Genomic DNA, 26,886 nt, shown 5'->3' with positions numbered 1-26,886 from the left:
TCCTTGGGACGGGTCGGGGGTGCGGCCGCTGTCTGGCCGCACCCCCTGCCTTCATTACCGGGTCTCGACGGCTTCGATGGCTTGGATGACGAGGTTCCAGAAGCGTTCGTGGTCGAGGTCGACGGCCACCTGGGTGGTGCAGCCTTCGGGCGCGGGCGCGCGGAAGTCGGCCACTGTCATGCCGAGGGTGAGTTCCCCGTGGAGTTCGACGTCCAGGGGGACCTTCTGCGTGGTGACGATCGTGGGGTCGATGAGGTACGCCACGGTGCAGGGGTCGTGGACCGGTGGGTGCTCGAACCCCTGGGCTTCCTTGTAGGCCTTGCGGAAGAAGGCGAACAGTCCGAGGACGAACTCGCTGCACTCAGAGCCGATCGCCTTGATCTTCTCCTCCACCTCGGGGGTGGCCAGCGCCTGGTGGGTCAGGTCGAGGCCAACCATGGTGAGCGGCCACTTCTCGTTGAACACGATGTGGGCGGCCTCGGGGTCCACGATGATGTTGAACTCCGCTGTGGCGCTCCAGTTCCCGGTGTGGTAGCCGCCGCCCATCAGGACGACTTCCTGCACGCGCTCGGCGATGCGGGGTTCCTTGCGGACCGCGAGGGCGATGTTGGTCAACGGTCCGGTGGGAACGAGGGTGACCGTGCCGGGCTCGTTCTCCATGATGGTGTCGATGATGTAGTCGACAGCGTGGCGGGAGCCGATCTGGCTGATCGGTTCGGGTAGCTCGACGCCATCCAGGCCGCTGTGGCCGTGGATGCCCTCGGCGACCTCGACTTCACGGACCAGGGGCCGGGCGCACCCTGCGTGGACGGGCACATCGCTCATGCGGGCCACCCGGGCCACGCTGAGCGTGTTGTGGGTGACCTTGCTCAGGGTTTGGTTGCCGCCCACCGTGGTGATTCCCAATAGGTCGATGGCGGGATTGCCGGCGGCCAGGATCATCGCGATCGCGTCGTCGTGGCCTGGGTCACAGTCAAGGATGGTCTTTCGGGTCATGGTTGGTTCGCCTCCTTGGCGTCGAGCTCTGCGGGCTTGGGGATGAGGAGTGAGGACAGGAAGGCCAGTACGAGGATGACCGCGCCGGTTGCGATGCCACCCATGTAGCCGGCGCGTGCACCGGCCACGTCGGTGAACAGGGTTGATGCGGCGAACAGCACCGCGAAGCTGAGGCCGGCACCGAGGTTGAACGCCCCCGAGTTCATGCCAGGGAGATAGCCGGGGTTGTCCTTGGGGCTCAGGACGATGCCGAGTCCGTTCAGCATGATGTTGCTCATTCCTGCGTAGGTGATGCCGACGAAGATGGAAATGAACAGGAACAGCAGTTGGTGGGGGAAGTTGGCCGCGAGCATGGTGATGCCCAGGCCGATCGCGGTACCGATCAGGCCGATCTGGAGGACTCGGTTGTAGCCGAGGCGTCCTGCCAACTTGCCTGCGACTGGCCCCATCAGGAGCCCGGCGAAGGCGTACGGGGTGAGGGTCACCCACGAGACGGTGTCTGCCGACAGTCCGGCACCCACCGTTGAGTCCTGGGCCAGGTTGGGGATCAACCCGTTCATGACGGCGAACACACCGGTCATCGTCAACGTCGTGGTGAGCAGCAGTGCCCACGTGCGGCGTTGCTTCATGTAGGTGGTCGACACCAGCGGGTGGGCCACGCGCTTCTCGACGTTCCAGAAGACGACGAACCCGATGGCACCCACGACCAGGAGTGCACCGACGAGGAGCCAGTTGGCGGCACCGAGCTTGCCAGCCTCATTGAGGGCCACGAGCGTGCTGCCGAGCGCCACCACCAAGGGGATGACGCCCTTCCAGTCCATCGGGTGGGTCTCCTCAGCGGTGGACTCCCGGATGAAGAACAGCACCGAGAACACTGCGATGGCGCAGACCACAGCCATGACCCAGAAGATCGACCGGAACCCATAGTTGGCAGCAAGCCATCCGCCGGCAAGGGCGTCGACGCCAGCGATACCGCCGTTGATGGAGGTCAAGACCGCCATCAGGAGGGCGTATTGGCGCTCGTTGGGAACCTCGACGCGCAGCATGATCAAGCTCATCGGCACGATCGGGCCGGCAACACCCTGAATGACCCGGCCGATGAACAGGACGGTGACCGAGGGGGCCATCGCGGAGATGGCACACCCGATCGCGGTGATGGCCAACATCCCGATCAGGACCTTGCGACGGCCGATCAGGTCACCCCAACGCGGAAGGAAGAGCGAGAACAGCGCCGCCGCGGTGAAGAATGCGGTTTGGGTGAGGCCGATCTCGGCCGTCGTGGCGTTGAGCTCTCGTTCCATCGTGGCCAGGGCCGGTGACAGCATCGAGGCGTTGAGCTGGAAGGCGAAGATCGCCACCAACAGCGCCAGGACGATGGGGAGGACTGCCGAGGTTGGCAGCTTGTTCTGTTCGACGTTGGCTTGTGTCGTCATGCCAGCGCCTCCTTCTGGGTGTCGACACCCTGCGGTTCGAAGGGGGGCTCATTGGCCCCCGGGCAGGCGAGCACACGCGCTGACAGGGCATGCCCGGCCAAGCAGCTCGCGACGAGGTCTCCTTCGTTGGAGAGGTAGGACGACAAGAAGCCTGCGTTGAATGCGTCACCGGCACCTGTCATGTCCCGCACGTCGTCCACCGGCTTCACGGGGACGCTGGCCAGGTGTTTGCCGTGTTGGAAGATGTTGGTCGAGTGCTTGCCTTGACGAGCCAGCAAGACCGCGTCAGCGAACCTCACAAGGTTGGGGCCGGGGGTTTCCCCATCGGCAAGTCCCAGGTAGAGGCTTTCGTCACGGTTGGCCGAGATGAAGTCCGGGTGGCACTCGACCATGAGGTCCAAGAAGGCCGGGATCCCGAAGTGGTCGATCATGCCGGTCGAGGAGACATCCATGGACACCTTGCCGCCGCGACGCTTCACCTCACGCACTGCTTCCTTCACGCTCTGGGCGGTGCTGCCACCCTCGAAGGAGTAGGCCGTGATGTGCAGGATCTCAAGGTCGTCCAGCCAAGCGGGGTCCACCGCCTCGAGTCGTGCGCTCGCACCGCGGCTGGGGAACATCAGTCGTTCGCCGTGTTGGTCAATAAGGACGACGATCATCCCGGTCGTGTCGCGGACCTGCATCCGGACATCCACACCTCGCTGCTCGAGTTCTGTGGTGAGGACAACTCCACCTAGGTCGTCACCAACGCACCCGATGAACCGCGTGGGATACCGCGGTGCGGCGAAGGCGGCCACATTGGCCGCCGAGCCGCCCCGCTGCATCATGACTTCAGACTTGGTATCGGTGGCGTAGCGCACTTCCTCCATCTGCCACACAACGACGTCCTGAACGACGTCGCCTACAACGCCGAGCATGAGACTTCACCGCCTCACGAGGGCGGTCGCGATGTCCAGCGCGACGCGGATGTTGTTGTAGTAGAGCGCGACGTTGGCGTCGAGGCTGCGGCCATCGGTCGCCTGGCGGATGTAGTCCAGCAGGAACGGGGTCGAGGCCTGGCCGTGGACGCCCTGCTCCTCGGCTGCGGCCCACGCGCGGGCGAGCACTGCGTCGAGTTCCTCGGGGTCGAGCTGTTCCTCGGCCCGGATCGGGTTGGCGACGAGCACGGCGCTGTTGATCCCCAACTGCTTCTGGGCGGCCACCATCGTCGCAACTTGGTCGGGCGAGTCGACACGTGCGGTCAGGTCGTGGCCGGAGTCGACGACGTAGAAGCCGGGGTAACGATCCGTGCCATAACCTACGACGGGGATGCTGAGCGACTCGAATCGCTCCAGCGTGGCACTGATGTCCAGGATGGCCTTCGCCCCCGAACTGACCAGCACGATGGGGGTGTCGGCCAACGAGTAGATGTCAGCGGACTCGTCGAACGACTCGGCGGCACCGTGGTGCACCCCACCGAGACCACCGGTGGCAAACACGTCGATGCCGGCGGCCTTGGCCAGCAGTGCCGTGGAGGCGATCGTCGTGCCGGCGTTCTTCTTGGTGACTGCCGTGTAAGCGAGGTCACGAACCGAGGCCTTGGTCACGCCGTCGTCGTAGGCAAGCTCTTCGATCTCCTGAGGGCTCAGGCCCACGACCGGCTGACCGTGGACCACACCGATCGTGGCAGGGACACCGCCGGCTTCGCGGACCTGTTCCTCCCCGCGCAGCGCAACTTCGACGTTGCGGGGGCGCGGGAGTCCGTGGGTGAAGATGGTGGACTCAAGTGCCACCACGGGCGTGCCGTTGGCGAGAGCGTCCTTGACCTGGTCGGCGACGCGGAGAGCATCGTTGCTCATGGGACTTCCTTTCAATGGATGGGAGTTCGGTAGTCCGAGCCATCAAGGTAGGTTGGCAACATCATTGCCAAACAGCATCGTTTCGGAATAGGTTGATAGCCTTTGTCTATGAAGGTCACACTTGCTCAGCTTCAAGTCTTCGTGGCCCTGAGCGACACTTTGCACTTCACCCGGGCTGCGGAGGCGCTCTCGGTTTCCCAGCCGACGATCAGCAAGGAGATCAAGGCCCTGGAGAGGGGGTTGGGCATCCAGCTGTTGAACCGCTCGTCCGGCGGCACCACGCTTACCCCCGCTGGGAGATCGCTGCAAGGTCACGCACGCGCTGTCATCACTCAAGTCACCGAGTTCGAGGCTTCAGCCGAGGTGGTCAAACGCCACGCACGTCGCGAAGTCCGTATCGCTGCTTCCCCGAGCATCGTCAACCGACTCCTGCCCGAAACGCTTCGCAAGTTCGATGATCGCGACCTGGGGATCACCCTCGTCGCGATTGAAGTTGAGACCGGGGAGGTTGTCGCCGCCGTCGACAGTGGTCGAGCCGACATCGGTGTTGGTCACCACCTCACACGACCGAGACGAGCGACCAAGCGACGCCTGGGCGAGGACGAGCTCCAAGTAGTCATCAGCAGATCGCTTGCTCCCAAGGCAGGCACCCCGCTGGATCTTGGCGGACTCACCCAAGTTCCACTCCTCATGTGGCCCCGCGAACGAAGCCCCGCCTACCACGACGCGATCATCGAGATCTGCCGAGCTCGGGGCCTCGATCCACTCCTCCTCACCGGAACGACGCGAATCTCGGGATCATGGTCATTCTTCCTCGACGACGCTCGCGCCTTCGCCCTTGCGCCCCGCGACTTCGCCGCCCAAGAAACGGGTGGGCACCTTACGGCGCTGAGCCTGAACCCACCCGGCTTCGTCCCGCTCGACGTCGTCTGGATCCCGGGCAACCCGGCTGCCGATGAGGTCCTTGCCATTCTGTGGGACATCACCGACGACCGACGCGCGGATCACGCTGCCGCTACATGAAGCGGCCGCGTCCCTGCGGTTTCCGCCGGAGACCATTGGATCACTCTGCTTCCAGGACGGTGGTGGCCGCGGGGGTTCCTCATCTGTGGCGGTTGAACCCGGTGAAGCAGTCCATGGCTGCTGACGCTTCCTGAAAACTGACCCCTTGCGGGGCTGGGAATCTTGACCCCCTGCCCGAGGCTTTGGGGGTGATCACTGTGGAGGATTGGGCGGAGATCCGCCGGTTGCATCGGTCGGAGGGTGTGGCGATCAAGGAGATCGCTCGACGGTTGGGGGGTGGCGAGGAACACGGTTCGGGCCGCGTTGGCGTCGGACAGCCCGCCCAGGTACCAGCGGCCATCGAAGGGGTCGGTCGTCGATCCGTACGAGAAGACGATCCGGGCCCTGTTGTTGAAGGCGCCGCGGATGACGGCGCCGGAGATCGCCTCGCGGATCAACTGGCCGTACTCGCTGTCGCCGTTGAAGAAGTGGCTGACCCTGGTCCGTCCTCAGTATGTGGGCCTGGATCCGTCGGACCGGACCGAGTACGCCGCGGGCGATATCGCCCAATGTGATCTGTGGTTCCCGGAGGTGCCGATCCCGCTGGGGTTCGGCCAGGAACAGATCCTGCCGGTGCTGGCGATGACACTGGGCTACTCCAAGATGACCTCAGGGGTGATGATCCCCTCGCGGAAGGCTGGGGACATCCTGGCTGGGATGTGGAAGCTGATCGCTGGCTGGGGCAAGGCGCCCAAGCAGCTGGTGTGGGACCGGGAGACTGCGATCGGGGGGACCGGCCGGCCCACGATCGAGGCGGCGTCGTTCGCGGGCACGCTGGGTGTCTCCCTCACCTTCGCCCCGGCGGTGGATCCGGAGTTCAAGGGCATGGTCGAGCGCCGTAACCAGTACTTCGAGACCTCGTTCCTGCCCGGCCGCAGGTTCGCCTCGCCGGCCGACTTCAACACCCAGCTCGACCACTGGCTGGCCGAGACCGCGAACGTGCGACGGATGCGGGTCATCCAGGCCCGCCCGACCGACCTGTTCGCTGCCGACCTGGCCGCGATGGTCGGGCTGCCACCGATCCAGCCACTGGTCGGCATCCCGCACCGGGTCCGGCTGGGTCGGGAACGTGCGGATCGCCAGCAACGACTACTCGGTGGACCCGCGCTGTATCGGCCGGTTCGTCGACGTGCTGGCCACCCCGGGCCGGGTGGCCGTCTCCTGTGACGGCCAGCTGGTCGCCAACCATGAACGGTTCTGGGGCAGGGAACGCACGATCACCGACCCGCAGCATCGGGCGACCGCGAAGATCCTGAACCGCCTCAGGTTCTCTGCCGCTTCTATGCGGGGAGAGAACTCTGGTGTGAGGTCTCGTAGTAGGCAGCCTCGAACTCGTCGGGGCTGACCATTCCGAGGCTACCGTGGAGCCTGCGGTGGTTGTACCAGTCGACCCATCCGGCGGTCGCGAATTCGACGTCGGCGATCGTCTTGTACGGGCCGTCGTGGAAGATCGTGGTGCGCACGCACTCGGCCTTGTAGAGCCCGTTGATCGTCTCCATCAAGGCGTTGTCATACGCGTCCCCGACCGTCCCGATCGACGGGGCGATCTGCTCCAGGGCGAGGTGATCGGTGAGCACAATCGATGTGTACTGGGAGCCCGCATCGCTGTGATGAATGAGCTGATCCGGGCCGACACGGTGGCCTTGACGATCGCGTTCCCACAGCGCCATCCGCAGCGGGATCATCACCAAGTCGACGTGCTTGCTGGTCTGCGCATGCCAGGCCACGATGCGTTGCGAGAACACGTCGAGGATGAACGCGACATACACCCAGCCTGCCCAGGTGCGCACATAGGTGAAGTCCGTGACCCAGGTGTGATCGGGCCGCGGGGCGGTGAAGTCCCGGTTCAGCAGGTCACCGGCACGGACCCCGTCCTTGGCGGGGATCGTCGTGCGGATGCCCTTCGCCCTCGTGATGCCCGACAGCCCGAGCGCCCGCATGGCGCGGTCTACGGCGCCCCAGGACGCGTCCGGGAGTGCGGTGCGGCGAATCAGGGCGGTCATCTTCCGCCGCCCATACAGACCCTCCGGCGTCATCTTCCGCCGTGTCGTCCCGTCGGGCATCACCACGGTCGTCCACGCGGCCTCACGCACCGCGTCGACCACCTGAGCATCGGTGACCGTCCGGGCCGAGATGCGAGGCCGACGCCAGGCCCGATAGGTGCGCGCAGCGATCTTCACGCCCTGCTCTCGCAGGACGCGGACGATCGACTCGACTGCGTGACCCTCAGCTCGCATCTGGTCGATGAATTCCATCATCAGCGGTTGCGGGGGTCGAGTTCCCCCGCGAAGAAAGTCGTCGCCGCTCTCAGGATCGCGACGTCCTCACGCAGCCGCTTGTTCTCCGCCTTGAGGCGGCGGATTTCCGCGTGTTCTTCGCTGGTCTGCCCGCCCCTGTCGCCGGCGTCGATCTCGGCCTGGACTACCCACCGGCGCAGCGACTCCGCACCCACGCCTTCCTGACGGGCAACGGCCGCGATCGCCTTCGCGTTCGACGGATACTCAGCCCTGATCCACCGATTGTGATTCTTGGGGATGGTTCGCGTCGTTGTTGACGGCATTTCGGGTGTGGGCGTGGTGGTCCTGCCGGTCTGTCCGGCTTCTCCACTGGGGGTCCTTGGTTGCGCCTGCTGGGGCTGGGTGGTCAGGGAGTGACCGGCTGGGGTGGGCTGGTCGCGCGGGCGTGGAGCGCTCTCCAGGCGTGGGCCCAGGGCCAGTGTGTGGGTAGGTGCAGGACGAGTCGTCGACCGGTGGCGGCGATCCGTGCCGGGACCTGGATGATCTGACGGCGCAGGGTGGCCCATCGGGCCTTGGCCAGGCCGGCGGCGACCGCGGCGGCTCGGGCGATGTTGAACCCGATCACCGCCAGGCTCACCCAGGCGGCGTTGGCGGCGTACTTCCCCGACGGCAGGTGGGCCAGGGGGCCGTCCTTGAGTTCGGCGATGACCTGTTCCACGATCGCATGGTCGCGGTGGAGCTGATCGGCCTCGACCGTAGTGAAAGAGGAATTGGTGATGAACGCGTGGTGCCGGTAGGCGGCGAACAGTTCCCCCTGCTCACTGCCATCGGAGGCGAGCGGCTGGATCCGTTTGACCCGGCGCACGACCAGCCGGCAGGGCACGTGCTGGTGCTGGCGTCGGCCGGTGAACGCCACGAACTCGACTTCGGCAACCTCCGCATCCGAGATCCAGCGTTGTTCGGCTTCCTCCCAGACGGCGTGGGGGTACTTGATGGTCTGCCAGGCGTCCTCGGCCAGGCCGGCGATTGCTCGGGTGACGGTCTTGGTCATCCGGGCGGTGACCGAGAACCACGCGTTCGCTCGCAGCGCGGCCCCCACGAACGCCCACCCGTAGTACGCCGAGTCCGCCCGGCACAGGATCCGACCCCGCACGCCAGCAGCACGGGCGGTGGTGACGGCTTGGGCCACCATCCTGCCGGCGCCCCGCGCGGAGCCGGTGTTGCCCTTGCGGAGCCGGGCGCGGGCGATCACCGGGCCTGCCAACGGGGTCGACAGGGCAGCAATTTGGATGTTCAATCCCCGCACCCTCGTGTACCCGTAGCCGGCGCCCTGCTTGCGGTACCCGTGGACCTCCCGGATGGTGTCGTCGACATCGAGGAACGCCAGCCCCTGTTCGATGTCGGCGCCTGCCAGGACGCCGGGCACCCTGCCGGCAAGGCCGGCTAGCAGACCTGCGCCGACGGCGTCGAGCTGCTGCACGTGGCCGTGCGTGAACGAGCGCAGGAACGTGCCCAACGTCGACGGCGCCCGCACCCCGGTGAACACCCGTTCCATGCCCCCGTGCCGCAACACGTCGAGGTCATCGATACTGTCCGCGCCGGCGAGCATCCCGCCCACCACGCTGGCCGCCTTCACGGTCGCGTTCGCCGACGGCACGCTCAACCGTTCCTCCAGCAGGTCATACAGGCCAGCAGACTCAGCCAACCGCAACGCCGGCACCAGACCGGCAGCAGACACCAGGTTCGGGTCATCGAACACGGGACGGATCGTATGAGAGGCTTTCACTTACGAGGTGACCCTTCGACGCGGTGGACGGCGACTTCAGCAATCACCATCCTCCCTGCTCAGAACGGTCACCTCGCCCCATGCCACGCCCACACCCGCCACGACACCGGTGGATCAGGGCTCAGACCGGTGCTCCAGCACGAGCCGCACGGCCCGCTCACGCACCTGGGGATTGAGGTGAGGGATTGTTTCCGGACCAAGAGCCCCCACCGGTAGAATCCGTGGGAGAAATGGAAGGGATCGAATGACCCGGAAGAAGTTCAGCCCGGAATTCAAGGCGGAGGCGGTTCGTGCGGTGATTGAGTCGTCGCGGACTGTTGCCGAGGTCGCGCGTGATCATGGTATCGGCTCGGAAACACTCAGGAATTGGGTGAATGCGTATCGGCGGGACCACCCGGATGAGTTACCGGAGATCAGCGAACCGGAGCGTGCTGAACTGGCACGGTTGCGTAAAGAGGTCCGCGAGTTGAAGGCCGAGCGGGAGTTCCTGGGAAAAGCGGCGGCCTTCTTCGCCAAAGAGTTCCGGTGACCGCGAAGTACGCGTTCATCAACAGCGAAGAAGGCAACTACTCGATCCGGAGCATGTGTCGGTGGGCGAGGGTGTCGCGGGCCGGCTACTACGAGTGGCTCAACCGGCCGGTCTCGGTGACCCAGCGGTGGCGCGACGAGCTCGGCGACATCATCGAGGTCCTGTTCGCCGACTCCGACGCCACCTACGGCTACCGACGGATCCATGCCGCCTTGGTGCGGGCAGGCAGGCCGTGTGACCCGCAGACGGTGCGTGCGATCATGGCCGAGCGTGGCTTGGTGGCTTGTCAGCCGCGCCGCAGCGGGCCCAGGACCACGATCCCGGCTGACGCGAAGGATCTGCCGGATCTGGTCAACAGGGACTTCACCGCCGACGAGCCCGGGCTCAAGCTGGTCGGCGACATCACCTACATTCCGACCTGGCAGGGGTGGGTGTATCTGGCCACCGTGCTGGACTGCTGCACGACGAAGAAGGTCGTCGGGTACGCGATGGCCGAGCACATGCGAACCGAGCTGGTCACCGACGCCCTGGCCATGGCGATCAGTAATGGCCATGTCCGCAGCGGGGAGACGATTTTCCATTCGGATCGCGGGACTCAATACATGTCGGCCGAGTTTGCCGAGTTCACGCGCGCGGCTGGGATTGTTCGGTCGGTCGGACGGACTGGGATCTGCTATGACAATGCGTGGGCTGAGTCGTTCAATGCGACCTTGAAAGTGGAGCGGGTTCATCGGACCGTGTATCCGACTCGGCGGCATGCTATCCGGGATATTGCACGCTACATCGAGTTGCGTTACAATCAGAAACGGTTGCATTCCGCGCTTCAATATCGTACCCCGAACGAAGCAGAGCAGGACTGGTACGAAACCAACAAGGCAGCCTGAAACATGAATATCAAGCGGTCCGGATTCCATCCCGCAGCCCAGATCGATCATCTTTGGCATGACGCCATCCTTTCAACTCAAAAGGAAGCGGCACCAAACCTGAGGCGGTTCACGTCGGTTGTAGGAACCTCACAAACCTGCCCCGGCCCGCTCACCGACCTATCCTCGGGACATGACTGGCTAAACACCCCCTCGGACGGCCGCCTTCACCGCCACCGTCCGCGTCCATCTGCTCCACGCCCCCGATCCTGACACCGAGCCCAACCCGGACCTCGAGGCAGCAGCGATCCGTGAGGGCCTCGTCTTCGCGCTCCCCCCGCACAAGGGAGACACCTTTATCCCCGGCCAGCTGAGCCAAGCACTCCTGGGCGCCCAGCTGGGGACTGTCTGACAGAATCGCCGCATGACGCCCGACCAATTCGCCTATCTGCTTACACTCGCCGGAGTGATTCCGACTATCTGGTTGGGTTTGGCCATCGCAACGATGCCGTCGCGGATTGGTCACTACAGCAAGAAGGACGCGAGGTTCATCCGAAACGTCGTGCGTCTCAACTTGGTACTCGGCGTGGGTGGTGAGTACTTCGTTCTCGCCGCTCTGTCACGTCACGTGGGAGCGAACGTCCTGTGGACTCCACCTGCCGAATGGACAGTGAGCATAGTCACAGTCATGACAATGATGATGGTCGGCGCACTCGCTGGCGCCTTCTTGGGTCAAGCGGACGTGTCGATCTTGCTTCAGCCCAAGGAGAAGCCCCCGCTGGATGACTCAGGCCAGGGTGAGGAATTGGGGACCGTCTAGGTTGGAGTGCGCTCGTTGTACGGCATCCCTCAGTCTGAGCTGACACCGATCGTGGGCTACGTCGAGCACGCGCCCGGGCTGCCGTCGCATGATGATGACGCCGAGGCGGTGGTGGTCGTCACCTGCCACTGCCGGGATGTCCCCAGCGACGACCTCCTCGAGGAGCTCCGTGCGGAGGGATGGAACGTCCACGACTTCCGCGACATGGTTCAGCGACGCAGGGGCGGCAGGACGTTCTAGCCGAGATGCCGGGACGCCGACCGGTCTAGCGGTTGCCCTTGGAACGGTTGTGCGGGATGCAGAGCATTTCGCAGTTGTCCAAAGTGCTCAGCCCGCCCTTTGACCAGGCCGAGACGTGGTCGGCCTCCATCTCCTTGGGCTTGTAGATGCGCGCCTTGTTGGCGTTGCCGCCCACCGCGCACAGCGGGCAGTTCGACACCCCGTCGGCGGTGGCCTTGTCGGTCTGCGCCTTGTAGGCAGCCCTCTTGACCGACTCCTCGAACAGGCGCACGTTGAGCAGCCGAGGGTCGTCCTCCCCGCCCAGCAGGTAGGGGTAGATGCCCTTCCGGTCACGCACCGCAGGGTCACCCAGCAACTCCTGCAGGCGCGCGTCGAGCTTGTCGGCCTTGTAGGCGGTGCCCTTGTGTTCCTCGTACAGCGCACCCCAGTCCAAGCCCTTCATGGCCGGGTCAGGCGGGGCGATGAACACGCTGTCGATCCAGTCGATCACGCTGGTGAAGTAGGTCTTCAGCTCGTTAATGTTCGTGTCGGTGCGGTGCGCGGCCATGTACCCGTCGATGCTCTGGGCCTTCGAGCTGGCAACCCAGTCCAGCGCCTCCTGGAGCACCTCCTGACGCTTGGGGTCACCCTTCACGAAGTGTGACCACTTCTGCTGCAGCGCGTTCTGCGAGTTGGAGAACTCGGCCTTGGCTGCGGTCACGAACGGGCCGGAGTAGATCGCGTTGCGCAGCTCCTGCTTGTTCAGCGGCACGCCAGCAATGTTGATCGTCTCGAACCACTCCTTTATCTCGCCCTCGGTGCCCGTGCACACGTAGACCAGGAGCGTGCTGCCAAGGATGCGTTCACGGTCCTCGGTGGCCAGCGAGGAGAATGTCTGCTCCTTGCCGTTACGCACGATGGCGAACTTGCCGGTCACGAACCGTCCGACGCTGGTGATGCGCTGCTGGCCGTCCAGGACCTCGAGATGCGGGCCCTCAGCCGCGCCGTTGTTGACGAAGTAGATCAGTCCCAGCGGGTAGCCCTTCAGAAGGGAGTCGATCACGGCGACGTCGCGCTTACCGTCGCCGTAGATGTAGTGCCGTTGATACTCAGGCTGGATAACAAGGTCGCCGTCGAGACCGAACAGGCCCTTGCCCTCCAGCTCGTTGTAGACGAACCCCTTGGTGACCTCGGCCACCGTGAACTGCTTCAGGTCGGTATCCACGGGTCAGCCCTTCTTCGGCTCGGGATTGCGATGGCGGACGAGGATGCGCTTGAACACGGCCTGCTTGGTGCTTGCGATGCCTAGCTTGGTGCGCCCCTCGCTGCCGACGAACTCAGGGCCCAGCGGAGCGACGCCGATCGAGGCGGCCAAACGACCCTCCCCAACACCGATGATCTCGAACTGCTCGGGGTTGTAACGGTCGAGGACCGTGATTGGAACACCCATGATTCCTGCGAAGTCCGAGGGGATCGCATCCGCGTAGGGCACGTCGATCCCATCGAAGTTCTCGTAGCGCTGATAGTTGGTCTCGCCGCCGAGCTTCTTCATCAACCGCCGGTTGTACTTGAGGTTCTCTGCCGTTGTCATGAGCTGCATGGGCTCGTGACGCCGACCATGATCGATGTTGGTGAACCAGCATGAGTTGCCAAGACGGGTGTACTTCCTCTGAGCATCTGTTGGGTAGCCGAGCCTCTCCGCTTTGAGCCTGTCGGCGTCGGACACCGTGGCATCTCTCGGAACGGCGAAGACCATGTCGGTGCTGTTCCCTGTCGCTCCGAGCCAAACCCTGTTCTCGCGGATGTGAGGGAACACTTCGGCGTAGGTGATCGCATTGTTGCTCCCAATTACCGAGAACCGCTTCTTGCCCTCGATGAGCCAGGTCGCAAAGGACCGAAAGAGGCTGAACGGTGGGTTGGTGATGACGAAGTCAGCCTCACCACGCAGCGCGGTCACCTCGGCAGAGCGGAAGTCGCCATCACCGCTGAGGTACTCCCAGCGGAGATCATCCACGTCTATCCGGCCATCGCCAGAGACGTCCTGGGCGGTAAGGGTGAAGATCTTGCCGCGCTCCCTGTCGAGCACCTCATCAAACTGCGGGTCATCGAACAGCGTGGGCGTGTAGAACGCGGCCTCAGCGTTGCTGTTGGGCGCGTAGCTGGTGGAGATGAGCTTCTTCAGCCCGAAGTCAGCGAAGTGGAGGGCGAAGAACTTGGTGAAGTTGCTCCACTCCGGGTCGTCGCAGGGTAGGAGGATCGTCTTGCCGCGGAAAACGTCGGGGTCGAACTCCAAGTAGGCGTTCATCTCGCGTTCGATGTCAGCCCACTGGGTGTAGAACTCATCGTCCTTCGCCGCCTTCGCGGAGGAATAGTCAAGACCTGTGGATGGGCGTGTCACGCGACGTGTTGATCGCCTCCTGATTCGTGGGTCGGTTCGTCGGGTCGTTCGACGAGGATGCCTTTGTCGAAGGTCGCGCCGGCACGGACCAGAGCGACGAGATGGGGCGCGTTGACTGCTCGCCACCTGGCTTGTGCGGACTGGATGAGCTTGAATGCCATCGCGATCCCCGCGGCCCGGGAGCCGGGCCCCTTGGTGACGCGCTGACGTAGCCGTACGGTAGCGAAGGTGGACTCGATCGGGTTCGTCGTGCGCAGGTGGACCCAGTGCTCGGCCGGGTAGTCGTAGAAGGCCAGAAGCACGTCAAGGTCGTCGCTGATCTTGGCGGTGGCCTTGGGCCACTTGACCCCGTAGTCGGCGACGAACACTTTGGCAGCCTTCTGGGCGTGCTCTTTGTCCTGGGCGTTCCAGATCTCGGCCAGGGCGGTCTTCGCGCCGCGCTGGACCGACTTCGGCAACGCATTGAGGACGTTGGCGATCTTGTGGAACCAGCAGCGTTGCTCCACGGTCTCAGGGAAGACCTCCCGCAGGGCGGCCCAGAACCCGAGCGCGCCGTCGCCGACCGCGAGCACCGGCGCCCGCATGCCACGCCGCTTGGCCGAGCGGAGCAGGTCCAGCCAGGACTCGGTGGACTCCCGGTGCCCGTCGTCGAGGGCGATCAGCTCCTTGGTGCCGTCCGCGCGGACGCCGATCATGACCAGCAGGCACACCTTATCCTGCTCGAGGCGAACCTTGAGGTGGATCCCGTCGACCCACACGTACACGTAGTCGGTGCCGGCCAGGGAGCGGGTGTTGAACGCGGCCGCCTCGTCCTGCCAGTCCTTGGTCAACCGCGTGATCGTCGCCGGCGAGAGGCCCTGCGCCGAGCCCAGGAACTGGGTCAGCGCCGGACCGAAGTCCAAGGAGGACAAACCGTGCAGGTACAGCAGCGGCAACACCTCCGCAACCTTCGGCGACTTCCTCGCCCACGCCGGCAGGATCGCCGAAGCGAACCGCCTACGTTCTCCGGTGGCCTCATCGATGCGCTTGTCGTTGACCCGCGGGGCTCGCACCGGCACCCGGCCCGCCGCGGTCAGGACCTCGCGTTCGTTGTGGTGACCGTTGCGCACCACCAAGCGCCGACCGGCATCGTCAAGCTGGTCGGCAGCGGAGTCGATGTAGGCGGCGACCTCGGCCCGCAGCGCAACCGCGAGCATCTGACGGGCCGCGTCGCGGACCAGCCCGTCCAACAGCGACGCACCGCCTGGCTCGTTGGACTCCTCAGCGTTGTGAACTACTTTGAGCATGGGCGTACCTTCCCGAGCCGGCGCGCCAACGCCGACCCTGATCAGAACTTGCATGGGCTTCGATCTTGCTCGGGAGGTACGCCCGTTTCACGTCACCTCGCCGAGAGCCATCCACAGGTTCTGATCATTGCTCCGCCCTTCGCGGCCCCAAGTTCAGCGTTTGCCATGAGTTCTGCCCCTCTGGTCATCCTGCGGTTCAAGGCTATCGGGGCCTGGGCGCACCCAGCTCTCTGCACGCCCGTCCCTCCCAATAGATCTGATAGCCGATTTGTCCGTATCCTTGACCGCATGTCCTCACGCGTCACCTCGGAGCTGGGCACTCTGGGCGACCGCATTGCCCGGACGCGCGCCACCGAGCCAGCTAGGACGGTCCGTCACGTTCTGGCCCGGAATGATGCGGGCTTGTGGCAGCCAGCGCTCCTGGTTGGCTGGTTTCGCGCTCAGGACCGCTGGTGGGGGCGCGTCGCGATGCTCGACGGCGACTATGACGCCGCCCTCGTGGATCTGGGGGCCGGCCGGCTGCGTCCTTCCGATTGCAGCTGCTGCCAGTCCGGAACCGCCACCACTTAGACCGCCGAGTAGCTGCCCCTGCCCTCCAGCGCCGAGTAGAGGGTCTGGCGGCTCACGCCAAGGTCCTTGGCCACCCGCGCCTTGGGCACCCCGACCTCGATGCGCAACCGCGCGGCAGCGATCTCCTCAGTGGTGAGCCTTCGGGCCTTGCGGTACTTGCCTGCGGCCTTCGCGAGGGCTATCCCTTCGGCCTGACGCTCGCGGATGGCCTCGCGCTCGAGTTCGGCGAAGGCTGCGAAGACCGTCAGCATCGCGCGCCCTTCCTTGGTGGTCACGTTGAGCATGGGTGAGTCCAGGAACTCGATCGCGACGCCCTTGGCCTGGAGCTCGTCCACGATCCGCAGCAGGTCCCGGGTGTCACGGGCGAGCCGGTCGATCGACTTCACCCGGATGGTGTCCCCCGCCTGCGCGAATGCCATGAGCGTGCGGAGCTTCTCGCGATCGGCGACATTCTTCCCAGAGAGCTGCTCCTCGACCAGCACGTCGACGCCGGCGAGCGCTTCACGTTGGCGCTCCAGGTTCTGGTCCTTCGAGCTGACTCGCGCATATCCGTACACCCGTCCACCCACGTCTAGACCTTCCGTCGCATTGGTCAAAGTGTTGCATGCGTGGCTTGGGTTTACGGTCAGGCTGGGAGCTGTTTCAGCCGTCCATGGAGTACACCCTGCTGGACGTCCGAGCGAGCGGCCAAGCGGCCCTCATCCCCTTGGGCGCCCATCGGGTGTGCTCGACTCTGCCGACGGGCGTGTGGTTACTCAACTGCCCAGTTGGGGACGTCGACGAGCGGAGGGCCGGAGATGGCGTACACGCCGATCACACCACGTTCGCGACGACAGTGGGCGCTCGCAGGCCGCCCGGGACTCTGCCCAGTTCGTACGGTCGAGCCCGGCGTTTCGCCTACCGTCTAGCATGGCTTACTGCGACGATGGGGACACTTACCCCTAGGAGTTCCGTTGCACATCAAGGCCGCCCACATCAAGAACTTCCGAGCGCTTTCCGACGTCGAGATTGGATTCGACGACGTAACGACCTTTCTGGGTCCGAACGGCTCGGGAAAGTCCTCCATCCTGTACGCTCTCGATTGGTTCTTCAACGGCGGAGTTTTGACCAAGGAAGACCTTACTGGCGGCGAAGGGGAGGATGCCGAGATATCTGTTCGGGTCGAATTCGATCGATTAACTGACCGCGACCGTGAAGCTCTGGGGACTCGATACGCTGATCCGACCACTACCTCCTTCTCGGCATGGAGGGTTTGGCGCTCCGGCACCGAGAAGATCACCGCTAAGGCGCTCGCATTCGAACCGTTCGAGAAAGTTCGTGAAGCCAGCGGCGTGAGTGCCAAGAAGGAAGCGCTTTTTGAAGCTGCCCTCCAGCATCCCGACCTCGGTATTCCGAAGTGGGGCAGCTCCATCGCCGCAACAGATGCCGCGATGAGTGACTGGGAACGCGCCCATCCAGAGGAGTTGAAGCCAGCCTGGGTTTCGGATACCCACTTCTTCGGGTTCAATGGCCAGGCAAAACTCTCAGGGCTGTTCGACTTCGCCCTGGTTCGAGCTGACCTTCGCGCACCCGAGGAGACTGCTGACACCAAGAGTGCCCTGATCGGTCGAATCCTCGCGAGAGCCATCGATCGAACGGAGGTCAGCAAGGAGGTGGGCTTGCTTCTTGAGGCCTTTGGCCGCGAAGAGCGGCAGCTCCAAGACAAGCATCTCGGCCCACAACTTGCGTCGCTAGCGGAGGCCTTGACACGGGAGGTGGGTAGTCTGGCGCCTGGCAAGGTGATCCACCTTCGAGCCGCGCCGACGGAGGTCAAGCCTGCCGCTGCCCGTGTTGAGGTAGCGGTTGCCGACAGCCTGGTAGAGACAGACGTCTCGCGGCAGGGTCACGGCTTTCAACGGACGGTGCTGATTGCAGCGTTGAAGATGCTTGCTGATCGCGGTCCTGGCGACGCGGAACGTGGCACCCTTTGCCTCGCTATTGAGGAACCAGAACTATATCAACACCCAACGCAGGCGCGCGCCTTCGCCACGGTACTACGGGCCCTGGCTGACGAACAGACCAACCAAATGCAGGTGATGTATGCCACCCATAGTCCCTACTTCATCGAGCCGCGCTTCTTTGATCAGGTCCGGCGGGTAACTCGGATCGCGAGCGGCGCACGATCCGCCGTCCAGATACGTCAGGCATCCCTGGATGGAGTCTGCGCGCGGCTGGCCAGTTTCGAGAACGATCGGGCCATCCGGGCCAGATGGGAGCAGGTATGCCTCCAGGGGCTGGGAGAAGCGGTGTTCGCAACCGGCGTCCTCCTCGTTGAGGGTGACAATGACAGGGCGATCTTGGAGGGATTGGCGCAGCAAGGGGGCGACCTCGCCCTCGCCGGCATTTGTGTCGCTGCCTCCCAAGGGAAGCCAAAGATACTTCTGCCCCTCGTGATCCTAGAGCAACTCGGCATCCCGGTGCTGACGATCGTTGACAGCGACGTGGGCTGCGAGGAACGCGCGCGACGCAAGTCGAGTGACCCACTCGACATCGAAAGCGCCGTTCTTTCCACTACTTCCCTCAACCGCAGGATTCTCCGCTACTTCGGGGAGCCTGAACAGGACTTTCCGAAAGGCCTGGTGAACCAGCGCCTCATGTTTGTCGACGATCGCCTCGAGAAGATGCTTGAGCGCGACTGGCCGGCCTGGGAGGAGACCAGGGCAGAGCTCGTGGAACAAGGTCAGGGCGTCGAGGGGAAGAACAGTTCCACTTACGCGCTCGCTGCCAGCCAGTGCGCTACCCCACCAGAGGGCGACCTCCGATCACTTCTTGAGGCCGTATGGACCTTGTCCAAGTGATCATCGAACCAGCGGACCTACCACCGCCCACGACGACAACGCCGCCTCGGCAAGCTCACCCCAGTAGAGTTCGAAGCGGTCCACATGAGCACTCACCCGGACTGAGACACCACAACCCGAAGCGTCAACCAGAGCTTTAGCAGTGGCGTTAGCCTCGGCCGCCCTCGAGTCGTAGCGGCCTCACCGTCGGCACCCCGAACCTGAACGGCCCTCACCACGGGCTGACATGACAGGGCCAGGGTTCATCTATGAGCGCCGCCTGAACAGGGCCTTCAAGTGATTCCCGCAAAGGGGACCTACCCCTGATGTGGCAGCCCAGCCTAGACGGGCGGGAGCGCAGCAGCCGCGGCGGCGATTTTGGCGGCCACGTCGTCAAGCGAAGACTCCGCTGTGTTGAGTCCAGCGTGCGGCGCGAGCATCGGGCTGACGTCGCACCACTCATCGAAGGTCACTCCGTGCGTGACGGGAACGACGCGCAGGCTGTTGAGTAACTCGGCGAGTTCCTTCTCTGCGTTGCCGCAAGGAGTTGAGGATGATCGTGGGACGGTTAGTTAGTGGAGCACAATCGATGACCATGGGAGCCGAGGACGATCAGGGCGTGCCGGTGGAGTGCTACAAGCACTACTTGGGACGCAGACCACAGGTGACTTGGGGTGCCGAGATGGGTGAGAGGAACCTCACCTTCCTGCGAGGCCTCGACCCTCACTACTTCGTGCACATCGCGGAGACGCAGGCGCCGCTGCTCGAAACCGAATCCCGACAGTATGCCGCCGCGACCATCCGAGTCGCCTACGGCCAAGCGCTAGAGACCCTCATGGCGGTGCTGGGTGCCACCCTTCAGGCGCCAGGGTGCCCCCTCGGCTGGATGGTGTCCTATCAGAACAACGAGCTGCGCCAGGTCATCGAGGATCTCGTCACTTCTCCGTCAGGTCTGTCGCATACGACCTGGGATCTGGGTAGCAAGCCCCTCCTCAGACTTGCAGGGGCGGTGTTGGAGCCTGCCGGCTGGCCCGCGGATGAACTCAACCGCAGAGCACTGCTCTTCAGCCAAGCGTGGTCCCGATGGTGCCATGAATTCCTGGACGAGATCTCCAAAGCCGAGTTCAACGCAATGAAGCACGGGACTCGGACCCAACTTGGCGGTTTCTCATTCTCCATCGGTTACGAAACCGCACCCGGTGTCGCGGCAGATCTGGCGACGATGAGGACCTTGGGCGCCAGTGAGTTCGGTTCCACCTTTGCAGTGCCCGTCAAGCTGCAAGGTCGACTCCACCAAACCTCACGAACCGTGAGCCGCAACTGGTTGCCCGTGGCCATGGTGCACAGTCTTCACATCATGGCGGCGTCAATCACCAACATCGTCTCCTTCCTTCGGATCCGCGCGGGGGACGACCCGACCACGTGCCGCTACGAGTTCTTCTCGAATGACTCCGTCTTCGAACGTGCTTGTGATCGGCCAGGAGTACACACGATCAGCGGGTTTGCGCCTGAAGTGACTCGGGAGCACATCACTGCCTGGACTGGGGCGGAGGTGGACATGGAGCTGAGGGAGGACCACGAGCGCTTCCTGGCGAGTAGGAAGGACAGCGGCGAATGATTTGGAGCGAGGCAAACGCGCACGCCGACCTGGGCCGCCCCCGTCATTCGGTCCGGACGTTCTGTGAGTCGTCGGTTTCCATCTGATGGGTGCACTGCCGAACGTACTCGGCTGGGGTTAGGTAGCCGAGCGAGGAGTGCCGGCGGTGATGGTTGTACTCGTCCTTCCAGTCGCCGATGATGACCCTGTGCGTGCAGCAGCGAGTAGAAGCTGTTGATGTTGAGGCACTCGTCGCGGATCCGGCTGTTGAACGACTCGACGTACCCGTTGCGCCACGGCGAGCCCGCACGGATGTAGGACAGGCCGGTGCGGGTGCCGACCCAGTCGGCCATCGCCTCGCTGATGAACTCCGGCCCGTTGTCCGACCTGAGCACCGCCGGGGCGCCCCGGGCGGCGACGAGGTCCTCGAGGTGGGCGGTGAGCCGGTCCGCGGTAATCGAGCGCTCCACGAGGCCGCCGATGCACTCCCGGGTGTGCTCGTCGACGATCGAGCAGATCTTGATCAATCGTCCGTGCTCGTCGGCGTCGAACTGGAAGTCCACCGCCCACACCACGTTCGGCGCGTCCGCCGTCGGCGCGTCGACGGTCGAGGACCCGACGCGCTTGCGTCGACGCCGCTGCGGGACCCGGAGCCCCTCGTCACGCCACAGGCGTTGGACCTTCTTGTGGTTCACCACCCACCCCTCCGCGCGGGCGTCGTGATACGCCCGCCGATACCCGTAGCGGGGATGGTCCTTCGCCCAGGCGCGCAGCCACTCCCGCAGCGCCCGATCCGGGTCCGTGACCGTGTCGCCCTTGAGCGGTCGCCGGTACGCGGAGCGGGAGAGCCCGACCAGACGGCACGCCATCCGTTCGCTCACCCGCAACTTGCGCTTGAGGTGATCGACGGCGGCGCGGCGCCTGTCCGGGCTTAGAAGTTTCCCTCAGCCAGCTCCTTGAGCGCGGCCTTCTCCAGCTCCGCTTCCGCGAGCAGACGCTTCAGGGTCGCGTTCTGCTTCTCCAACTCCTTCAGGCGCTTTGCGTCGTCGGCCTTGAGGCCGCCGTACTGGTTCCGCCACCGGTAGTACGTCTGCTCGGACACCCCCAGCTCCCGGCACACCGCCGCGACATCCTGACCATCGGTGAGCATCCTGTCGGCCTGCCCGAGCTTACGGACGACCTGCTCCGGAGTGTGACGCTTCCTACTGTTCGTCATGATCTGACCAGTCTCCCTGCCCGCCACCGCGGGCAACAGGACGACTCGCATAACGACCGGACCTACGAAACGGGGTCAGCCCAGACCGCTCTCCCCTGGATCGCCGCGAAGCCAGTCGAATCGGTTGCTGACGCAGGCCATTCTCTCCCAGGGCCCGGTCGCACAGGTCACGGACGTAGAATTCGTCGCTGGTTTCCCTGCCCATACCCGGCACGGTACCGGGCTCCGCGCTGAAAATCCGGATATGCCGCTGCACGACGCTCGTGGCGCGTCCGCCCGCATACTCCCCGTCAGTCGCTTAGTCAGGAGCAATGATCAGAACCTGTGGATGGCTCTCGGCGAGGTGACGTGAAACGGGCGTACCTCCCGAGCAAGATCGAAGCCCATGCAAGTTCTGATCAGGGTCGGCGTTGGCGCGCCGGCTCGGGAAGGTACGCCCATGCTCAAAGTAGTTCACAACGCTGAGGAGTCCAACGAGCCAGGCGGTGCGTCGCTGTTGGACGGGCTGGTCCGCGACGCGGCCCGTCAGATGCTCGCGGTTGCGCTGCGGGCCGAGGTCGCCGCCTACATCGACTCCGCTGCCGACCAGCTTGACGATGCCGGTCGGCGCTTGGTGGTGCGCAACGGTCACCACAACGAACGCGAGGTCCTGACCGCGGCGGGCCGGGTGCCGGTGCGAGCCCCGCGGGTCAACGACAAGCGCATCGATGAGGCCACCGGAGAACGTAGGCGGTTCGCTTCGGCGATCCTGCCGGCGTGGGCGAGGAAGTCGCCGAAGGTTGCGGAGGTGTTGCCGCTGCTGTACCTGCACGGTTTGTCCTCCTTGGACTTCGGTCCGGCGCTGACCCAGTTCCTGGGCTCGGCGCAGGGCCTCTCGCCGGCGACGATCACGCGGTTGACCAAGGACTGGCAGGACGAGGCGGCCGCGTTCAACACCCGCTCCCTGGCCGGCACCGACTACGTGTACGTGTGGGTCGACGGGATCCACCTCAAGGTTCGCCTCGAGCAGGATAAGGTGTGCCTGCTGGTCATGATCGGCGTCCGCGCGGACGGCACCAAGGAGCTGATCGCCCTCGACGACGGGCACCGGGAGTCCACCGAGTCCTGGCTGGACCTGCTCCGCTCGGCCAAGCGGCGTGGCATGCGGGCGCCGGTGCTCGCGGTCGGCGACGGCGCGCTCGGGTTCTGGGCCGCCCTGCGGGAGGTCTTCCCTGAGACCGTGGAGCAACGCTGCTGGTTCCACAAGATCGCCAACGTCCTCAATGCGTTGCCGAAGTCGGTCCAGCGCGGCGCGAAGACCGCCCTGGCCGAGATCTGGAACGCCCAGGACAAAGAGCACGCCCAGAAGGCTGCCAAAGTGTTCGTCGCCGACTACGGGGTCAAGTGGCCCAAGGCCACCGCCAAGATCAGCGACGACCTTGACGTGCTTCTGGCCTTCTACGACTACCCGGCCGAGCACTGGGTCCACCTGCGCACGACGAACCCGATCGAGTCCACCTTCGCTACCGTACGGCTACGTCAGCGCGTCACCAAGGGGCCCGGCTCCCGGGCCGCGGGGATCGCGATGGCATTCAAGCTCATCCAGTCCGCACAAGCCAGGTGGCGAGCAGTCAACGCGCCCCATCTCGTCGCTCTGGTCCGTGCCGGCGCGACCTTCGACAAAGGCATCCTCGTCGAACGACCCGACGAACCGACCCACGAATCAGGAGGCGATCAACACGTCGCGTGACACGCCCATCCACAGGTCTTGACTATTCCTCGTGCCTACTGTCGGCTACCAGATCAACGGCCCAGTTCGCCGACTCGGCGAACGAGTGTCTGACCCAGCCTGTAGAACTTGCGCAAATCCCCGTTGAGGCCGTCTGGCGTTGGACCTGCCTCGGGGACGGGCCACAGCCCAGCACCATGAGTATTCACGTCAAAGACATCTACGTAAGGCGCATGCTGCGGGTCGTCGCTTCGGTACTCGACCCGGACTTGCCCGCGCTCGTCCATGCCCATCTCGTGGGGTCCGTCGGTGTGGTGGCCCGGCTCAGGAGGACCGATCCGCCACAGGGCGCGGATTGAGCATCCGGGTGGAAGCGTGCGTGGCGTTTCCAGCAGTTCCCGTAACGACTGCGTCACCGTGTCTTCGCGGTCTGACCACTTCGACGGAGTCAACGTCAACTCACGGGCGGACGTCTTGCCGGCGTTGGTGATTCGGAGATCCCACGATGTCACACCGGCCAGCCCTGGGATAACCTCGGCGAACACATACGGCCTCGTCTGCTCGACGCTATCGCGCCGTAGCTGTTCGTTGGCCGCCTCCGCGGCTTCCGCCGCCCTCTGCGCTGCGAGACTGGCTTTGCGCGACTCCTCCAACGTGCTGTGTGCCGTTCGCCAAGCGAACACCGCGAAGACCAATAGGCCAAGCGTCAGTAGGGCCGAGAACAGCGCGGACCAAGCGACGAGTTGGTCGGCCCATGTTGGAGTTCCCATGCCCAGCATGATGGCAGGGACCACTGACACATATTGATTATCCGCAGGGCCTGAGCGCGGCCGGCGCCCTGGTCTGGCCCTCTATCGGCACGCTTCGCGCACTCACTCTCATGCCGCTGCGAGTGGTGTTCCCAAGTTCGGCGGGCAAAATGCTCCGTGCGGCACCCAGATCTTCGACAGCTGATTTCTCCGTGAAGCTCGTCACCCGTGCCTACTATGGGCTCATGTTCCGCTCCTGAGGACAGATCACCAACGCCCATCGACACGAACGGAACAACCATGCCCTCTGACCTGATGACCCTCTCACTTACCCGTCGCACAACCACTCCCGCCAACATCGACGCCGTCGAGCTCCGAGGCATCCAGACCTCTGATCGCGACGCCCTCGCCACCGCCTATCTCGCGGCATACCCGCCAGGTGTCGCGGCCACCAGCCTGAACGACGCCCGGCAGGAGATGGACGACACCTTCACTGGAGAGTTCGGCGCACTGCGCCACGATCTCACCCGGGTCGCCACCTTCGAGGACCGACCCGTCGGTGCGATCCTGGTGGTAGGTAAGTCGATTTGGGACCCCCAGTTGCACGGGCCCTTCATCATCGACCTTTTCGTGCATCCCGACGTACGAGGCATGGGCGTCGGCCGAGCCCTGCTCGACGACGCGGTGCACGCCTGCGCGCGGGCCGAGGATGCCACCCTCTCGCTGCGCGTCGGCGAGGGCACTTCCCCAGCGGCTCTCGCGCTCTACACCCGGGCAGGGTTCCAGCAACGCTGACAGCGAGGTCCGAGTGGCGCTCCACGCGGTGGGCCACTCGGACTGCGCCTTGCTCCCGTGGCCTGGGAGCCGCCCCGAGGGAGGCCCGCCCGAGCAGGTGTTGAACTGTCCGCTTCGGTCATCAGATACATCCGGTCATGCCGCGATGAGCGACTGACGGTCAGTGTTGGCTCGCACCCAGTCTCGCGCGGCGTTCTCGTTGATGGGCCTACCCTGTTGGTGTCTCTTCTGGCTGACGCCCCCAATTCCGAGGAGCCGACCGTGGTCCGCTGTGCAGTGCGTCTGTTCGTCCGGCGGGTGTTGCTGTGAGTCGCCAGAGGTGGACCCCCGACGAGCTTGCCCTCTTGGACGGCCCTGCGAGTGATGTTGAGGTGGCCGAGCTGGTGGGGCGGTCGGTGCGTGTGACCTGTTTCAGCTCAAATGTCGCATTTCGCGGCTTTGATCAGTCCACCCCTGGCGGGTCTGGACGGTGGTTGTGGATCTGATTGTTCCGCTGTTGGCGGTGGTGAGCAAGACGACGCTGGTGGGCGTCGTGCAGGCCCTTGCGGCGGGCGGCGCGGATGGCCTCGCCCCTGCCTTGGTGTTCATCGTCGGGGGTCACGTAGCCGATGCTGGAGTGCAGGCGGACGGTGTTGTACTCGATCTGGATGCGGTCGAGCTCGGCCCGCAGGACGGCCGGGTCGGTGATCGCCAGCAGGTGCGGCCATTCGGCCTTCAGGGTGCCGTTCAACGACTCGATCCACGCCTGATCGGTCGGGGTGGAGGGCCGGCCGAAGTGTTGCGCGATCGCGACCAGGGCCATGAACCGGCGGGTGCCGGTGGCGATCATCTGCGACCCGTTGTCCGATACCGCCAGCAGTAGCGGGGTGAGGCCGTCGTCGGCGTCGGGGTCGACCCGGCCGGTCGCCGCCCGAGCCAGGGCTTCCTTCAGCAGGCCCTCGGATTCCAGGGCCGTGGTGAACGCGGCCTGCACTTGGGTGGTGGTCTCCTCGCTGGATACCAGGTGGGTGAGCCACTTCCGCGACACGAGGTCCTCGATGATCAGCACCTTCGCCCCGCAGCGGGTGAAGTGGGTCGTGTCGTAGATCCATAGGGAATTCGGCTTGTAGGACGCCCAGTCCGGGAACGGCTTGCGTTCCCCACGGACCGGCCGCGGCAGCGGACGAAAGTGCTTGTCAGACTCGATCAACACCCTGCGCACGGTGGACGGTGATGCCCAGAACCGGCCCACATACGAGCCCCGATGCGCCAGCCGCCGGTGGGAGCGGTCCCGTTCGCCCCACTCGTTGAACACCGCCAGAATCTGCTGAACCTCATCGTCGAGGAGACCGTTGACTGCGACCCCGCCGGGCTTCCGGTCGGCCAGGTCCGTGCGCCGGGCCTGCCAGCGTTCGACCCGCCGCCGGCTGATCTTGAGCACCTCGCACACGGCCTGCAAGCTCCAGCCCTCGCCGACCGCGTGGTCCACCAGACCGAGGAGGCCGGCCTTGCCGACGGCGTCGACACGCACCGGAACAGGCTCGGTCACCGCCATCCGGAGCCCCCTTTTCCCTCCAGCAAGGTGAGCTTGACCGCCAACTCCTTCACCGCCTCCGACAGCCGGGCGACCTCGGCGTTCGCGGCCTCCAACTCGACATCCCGGGGGGTCTTGCCCACCCCGGGTTTCGACGCCGACAAGGCCGCCATCGCGCCCTCCTTGGCGACCTGGCGGAGCTTCATGATCGTCGAACGGTCCACCCCCGCCGCCTCCGCGGCGGCGTTGATGGTCGTCTCGCCACGCACGAGCTGGAGGAAGATCTCGTACTTCACCGACGGCGCCAACAACTTCTTCGCGCGCCGCGTAGGGCTCGCCGGGCTCGCCCCGGCATCCTTGTTCGTCGAGGACATCGACACTCACTCTCGGGTCAGCCAGACCCCCACAGTGTGGTCTGATTCAAACCCCGAAATGCGACACGATCCCTGACGCAA

General features: G+C 64.8%; 21 protein-coding genes and 2 pseudogenes. 9 read left to right on the top strand and 14 right to left on the bottom strand.

Translation table 11 applies throughout. The features are described 5' to 3' along the window. Nucleotides 1-54: 54 nt before the first annotated feature. From J4N02_RS06905 to J4N02_RS06890, 4 genes are read right to left on the bottom strand one after another with little or no spacing between them, the layout of a single operon-like run. Complete coding sequence (locus J4N02_RS06905) at nt 55-996, bottom strand: nucleoside hydrolase (protein ID WP_188334769.1); 942 nt, start codon at nt 994-996, stop codon at nt 55-57. Then, nucleotides 993-2,429 carry an MFS transporter gene (locus J4N02_RS06900; RefSeq protein ID WP_182818813.1) on the bottom strand — a complete coding sequence of 479 codons (1,437 nt, stop codon included), beginning with the start codon at nt 2,427-2,429 and terminating at the stop codon, nt 993-995. The genes J4N02_RS06905 and J4N02_RS06900 overlap by 4 nt, the downstream gene beginning before the upstream one ends. Beyond that, nucleotides 2,426-3,346, bottom strand: a complete 921-nt coding sequence (locus J4N02_RS06895) for a carbohydrate kinase family protein (RefSeq protein WP_182818815.1) — start codon at nt 3,344-3,346, stop codon at nt 2,426-2,428. The genes J4N02_RS06900 and J4N02_RS06895 overlap by 4 nt, the downstream gene beginning before the upstream one ends. Nucleotides 3,347-3,352: 6 nt before the next feature. Continuing rightward, nucleotides 3,353-4,267, bottom strand: coding sequence for a pseudouridine-5'-phosphate glycosidase (locus J4N02_RS06890; RefSeq protein ID WP_188334768.1), 915 nt, complete (start codon nt 4,265-4,267; stop codon nt 3,353-3,355). Nucleotides 4,268-4,375: 108 nt separating this feature from the next. Between J4N02_RS06890 and J4N02_RS06885 the strand changes: the two genes are divergently transcribed. Further along, nucleotides 4,376-5,290, top strand: coding sequence for a LysR family transcriptional regulator (locus tag J4N02_RS06885; protein WP_188334767.1), 915 nt, complete (start codon nt 4,376-4,378; stop codon nt 5,288-5,290). Between the two features lie 188 nt (nt 5,291-5,478). After that, nucleotides 5,479-6,647, top strand: a pseudogene (istA, locus tag J4N02_RS06880) (IS21 family transposase); the annotation flags it as partial. Here istA and J4N02_RS06875 read toward each other — a convergent pair. After that, nucleotides 6,610-7,889 (bottom strand): IS3 family transposase gene (locus J4N02_RS06875; RefSeq protein ID WP_188334766.1). Its coding sequence is split into 2 segments (ribosomal slippage): nt 6,610-7,625 and nt 7,625-7,889, totalling 1,281 coding nucleotides; the frame shifts between segments, so codons are not numbered across the junction. The pseudogene istA and the gene J4N02_RS06875 overlap by 38 nt on opposite strands. A gap of 83 nt (nt 7,890-7,972) precedes the next feature. Next, nucleotides 7,973-9,352 (bottom strand): IS1380 family transposase, encoded by a 1,380-nt coding sequence (locus J4N02_RS06870; RefSeq protein ID WP_188334850.1) that lies wholly within the window; start codon nt 9,350-9,352, stop codon nt 7,973-7,975. A gap of 244 nt (nt 9,353-9,596) precedes the next feature. Here J4N02_RS06870 and J4N02_RS06865 point away from each other — a divergent pair. The 3 genes from J4N02_RS06865 (at nt 9,597) to J4N02_RS06855 (ending at nt 11,804) form a co-directional block, all read left to right on the top strand. Beyond that, nucleotides 9,597-10,765, top strand: a protein-coding gene (locus tag J4N02_RS06865; RefSeq protein WP_208091163.1) for an IS3 family transposase whose coding sequence is annotated in 2 segments (ribosomal slippage) — nt 9,597-9,843 and nt 9,843-10,765 — 1,170 coding nt in all. Because the reading frame shifts where the segments join, the coding sequence is not laid out codon by codon here. 403 nt (nt 10,766-11,168) lie between these two features. Next, a complete protein-coding gene (locus J4N02_RS06860; protein WP_188334826.1) occupies nt 11,169-11,564 on the top strand; it encodes a hypothetical protein in 396 nt (131 codons plus the stop codon). A gap of 6 nt (nt 11,565-11,570) precedes the next feature. Next, a complete protein-coding gene (locus J4N02_RS06855; RefSeq protein ID WP_188334827.1) occupies nt 11,571-11,804 on the top strand; it encodes a hypothetical protein in 234 nt (77 codons plus the stop codon). Between the two features lie 25 nt (nt 11,805-11,829). Here J4N02_RS06855 and J4N02_RS06850 read toward each other — a convergent pair whose 3' ends face one another. The 4 genes from J4N02_RS06850 to J4N02_RS06835 form a co-directional block, all read right to left on the bottom strand. Further along, nucleotides 11,830-13,008 carry a DUF262 domain-containing protein gene (locus tag J4N02_RS06850; protein WP_188334828.1) on the bottom strand — a complete coding sequence of 393 codons (1,179 nt, stop codon included), beginning with the start codon at nt 13,006-13,008 and terminating at the stop codon, nt 11,830-11,832. Nucleotides 13,009-13,011: 3 nt separating this feature from the next. Beyond that, entirely contained in the window at nt 13,012-14,181 is a 1,170-nt protein-coding gene (locus J4N02_RS06845) for an adenine-specific methyltransferase EcoRI family protein (RefSeq protein ID WP_188334829.1), read from the bottom strand. Further along, nucleotides 14,178-15,467, bottom strand: a complete 1,290-nt coding sequence (locus tag J4N02_RS06840) for an IS256 family transposase (RefSeq protein ID WP_188334851.1) — start codon at nt 15,465-15,467, stop codon at nt 14,178-14,180. Before J4N02_RS06840 ends, J4N02_RS06845 begins: the two co-directional genes overlap by 4 nt. Before the next feature lie 566 nt (nt 15,468-16,033). Next, complete coding sequence (locus J4N02_RS06835; RefSeq protein ID WP_188334804.1) at nt 16,034-16,606, bottom strand: recombinase family protein; 573 nt, start codon at nt 16,604-16,606, stop codon at nt 16,034-16,036. Between the two features lie 384 nt (nt 16,607-16,990). On the opposite strand from J4N02_RS06835, the gene J4N02_RS06830 reads away from it, so the two are divergent. Together J4N02_RS06830 and J4N02_RS06825 are read left to right on the top strand one after the other, a co-directional pair. Next, nucleotides 16,991-18,874 carry an AAA family ATPase gene (locus J4N02_RS06830; RefSeq protein ID WP_188334802.1) on the top strand — a complete coding sequence of 628 codons (1,884 nt, stop codon included), beginning with the start codon at nt 16,991-16,993 and terminating at the stop codon, nt 18,872-18,874. A gap of 574 nt (nt 18,875-19,448) precedes the next feature. Continuing rightward, nucleotides 19,449-20,471 carry a hypothetical protein gene (locus tag J4N02_RS06825; RefSeq protein WP_188334803.1) on the top strand — a complete coding sequence of 341 codons (1,023 nt, stop codon included), beginning with the start codon at nt 19,449-19,451 and terminating at the stop codon, nt 20,469-20,471. A gap of 43 nt (nt 20,472-20,514) precedes the next feature. Here J4N02_RS06825 and J4N02_RS06820 read toward each other — a convergent pair. Next, nucleotides 20,515-21,666 (bottom strand): annotated as a pseudogene (locus J4N02_RS06820) (IS3 family transposase). Between the two features lie 439 nt (nt 21,667-22,105). Between J4N02_RS06820 and J4N02_RS06815 the strand changes: the two are divergent. Continuing rightward, nucleotides 22,106-23,395 carry an IS256 family transposase gene (locus J4N02_RS06815; protein ID WP_188334851.1) on the top strand — a complete coding sequence of 430 codons (1,290 nt, stop codon included), beginning with the start codon at nt 22,106-22,108 and terminating at the stop codon, nt 23,393-23,395. Between the two features lie 53 nt (nt 23,396-23,448). Here the strand turns inward: J4N02_RS06815 and J4N02_RS06810 are convergent, their stop codons facing one another. Beyond that, nucleotides 23,449-24,168 carry a hypothetical protein gene (locus J4N02_RS06810; RefSeq protein ID WP_188334832.1) on the bottom strand — a complete coding sequence of 240 codons (720 nt, stop codon included), beginning with the start codon at nt 24,166-24,168 and terminating at the stop codon, nt 23,449-23,451. A gap of 255 nt (nt 24,169-24,423) precedes the next feature. On the opposite strand from J4N02_RS06810, the gene J4N02_RS06805 reads away from it, so the two are divergent. Continuing rightward, nucleotides 24,424-24,918 (top strand): GNAT family N-acetyltransferase, encoded by a 495-nt coding sequence (locus J4N02_RS06805; protein ID WP_188334833.1) that lies wholly within the window; start codon nt 24,424-24,426, stop codon nt 24,916-24,918. A gap of 442 nt (nt 24,919-25,360) precedes the next feature. Here the strand turns inward: J4N02_RS06805 and J4N02_RS06800 are convergent, their stop codons facing one another. After that, nucleotides 25,361-26,452: an integrase core domain-containing protein gene (locus tag J4N02_RS06800; RefSeq protein ID WP_182818314.1), complete on the bottom strand. Its 1,092-nt coding sequence runs from the start codon at nt 26,450-26,452 to the stop codon at nt 25,361-25,363. After that, complete coding sequence (locus J4N02_RS06795) at nt 26,443-26,805, bottom strand: hypothetical protein (RefSeq protein ID WP_131173182.1); 363 nt, start codon at nt 26,803-26,805, stop codon at nt 26,443-26,445. Before J4N02_RS06795 ends, J4N02_RS06800 begins: the two co-directional genes overlap by 10 nt. Between the last annotated feature and the right edge of the window lie 81 nt (nt 26,806-26,886).

Origin of the sequence: Propioniciclava sp. MC1595 (genome assembly GCF_017569205.1) — a bacterium.
Taxonomy (GTDB): Bacteria; Actinomycetota; Actinomycetes; order Propionibacteriales; family Propionibacteriaceae; genus Propioniciclava.
This window is presented reverse-complemented; position numbering and strand designations above follow the sequence as displayed.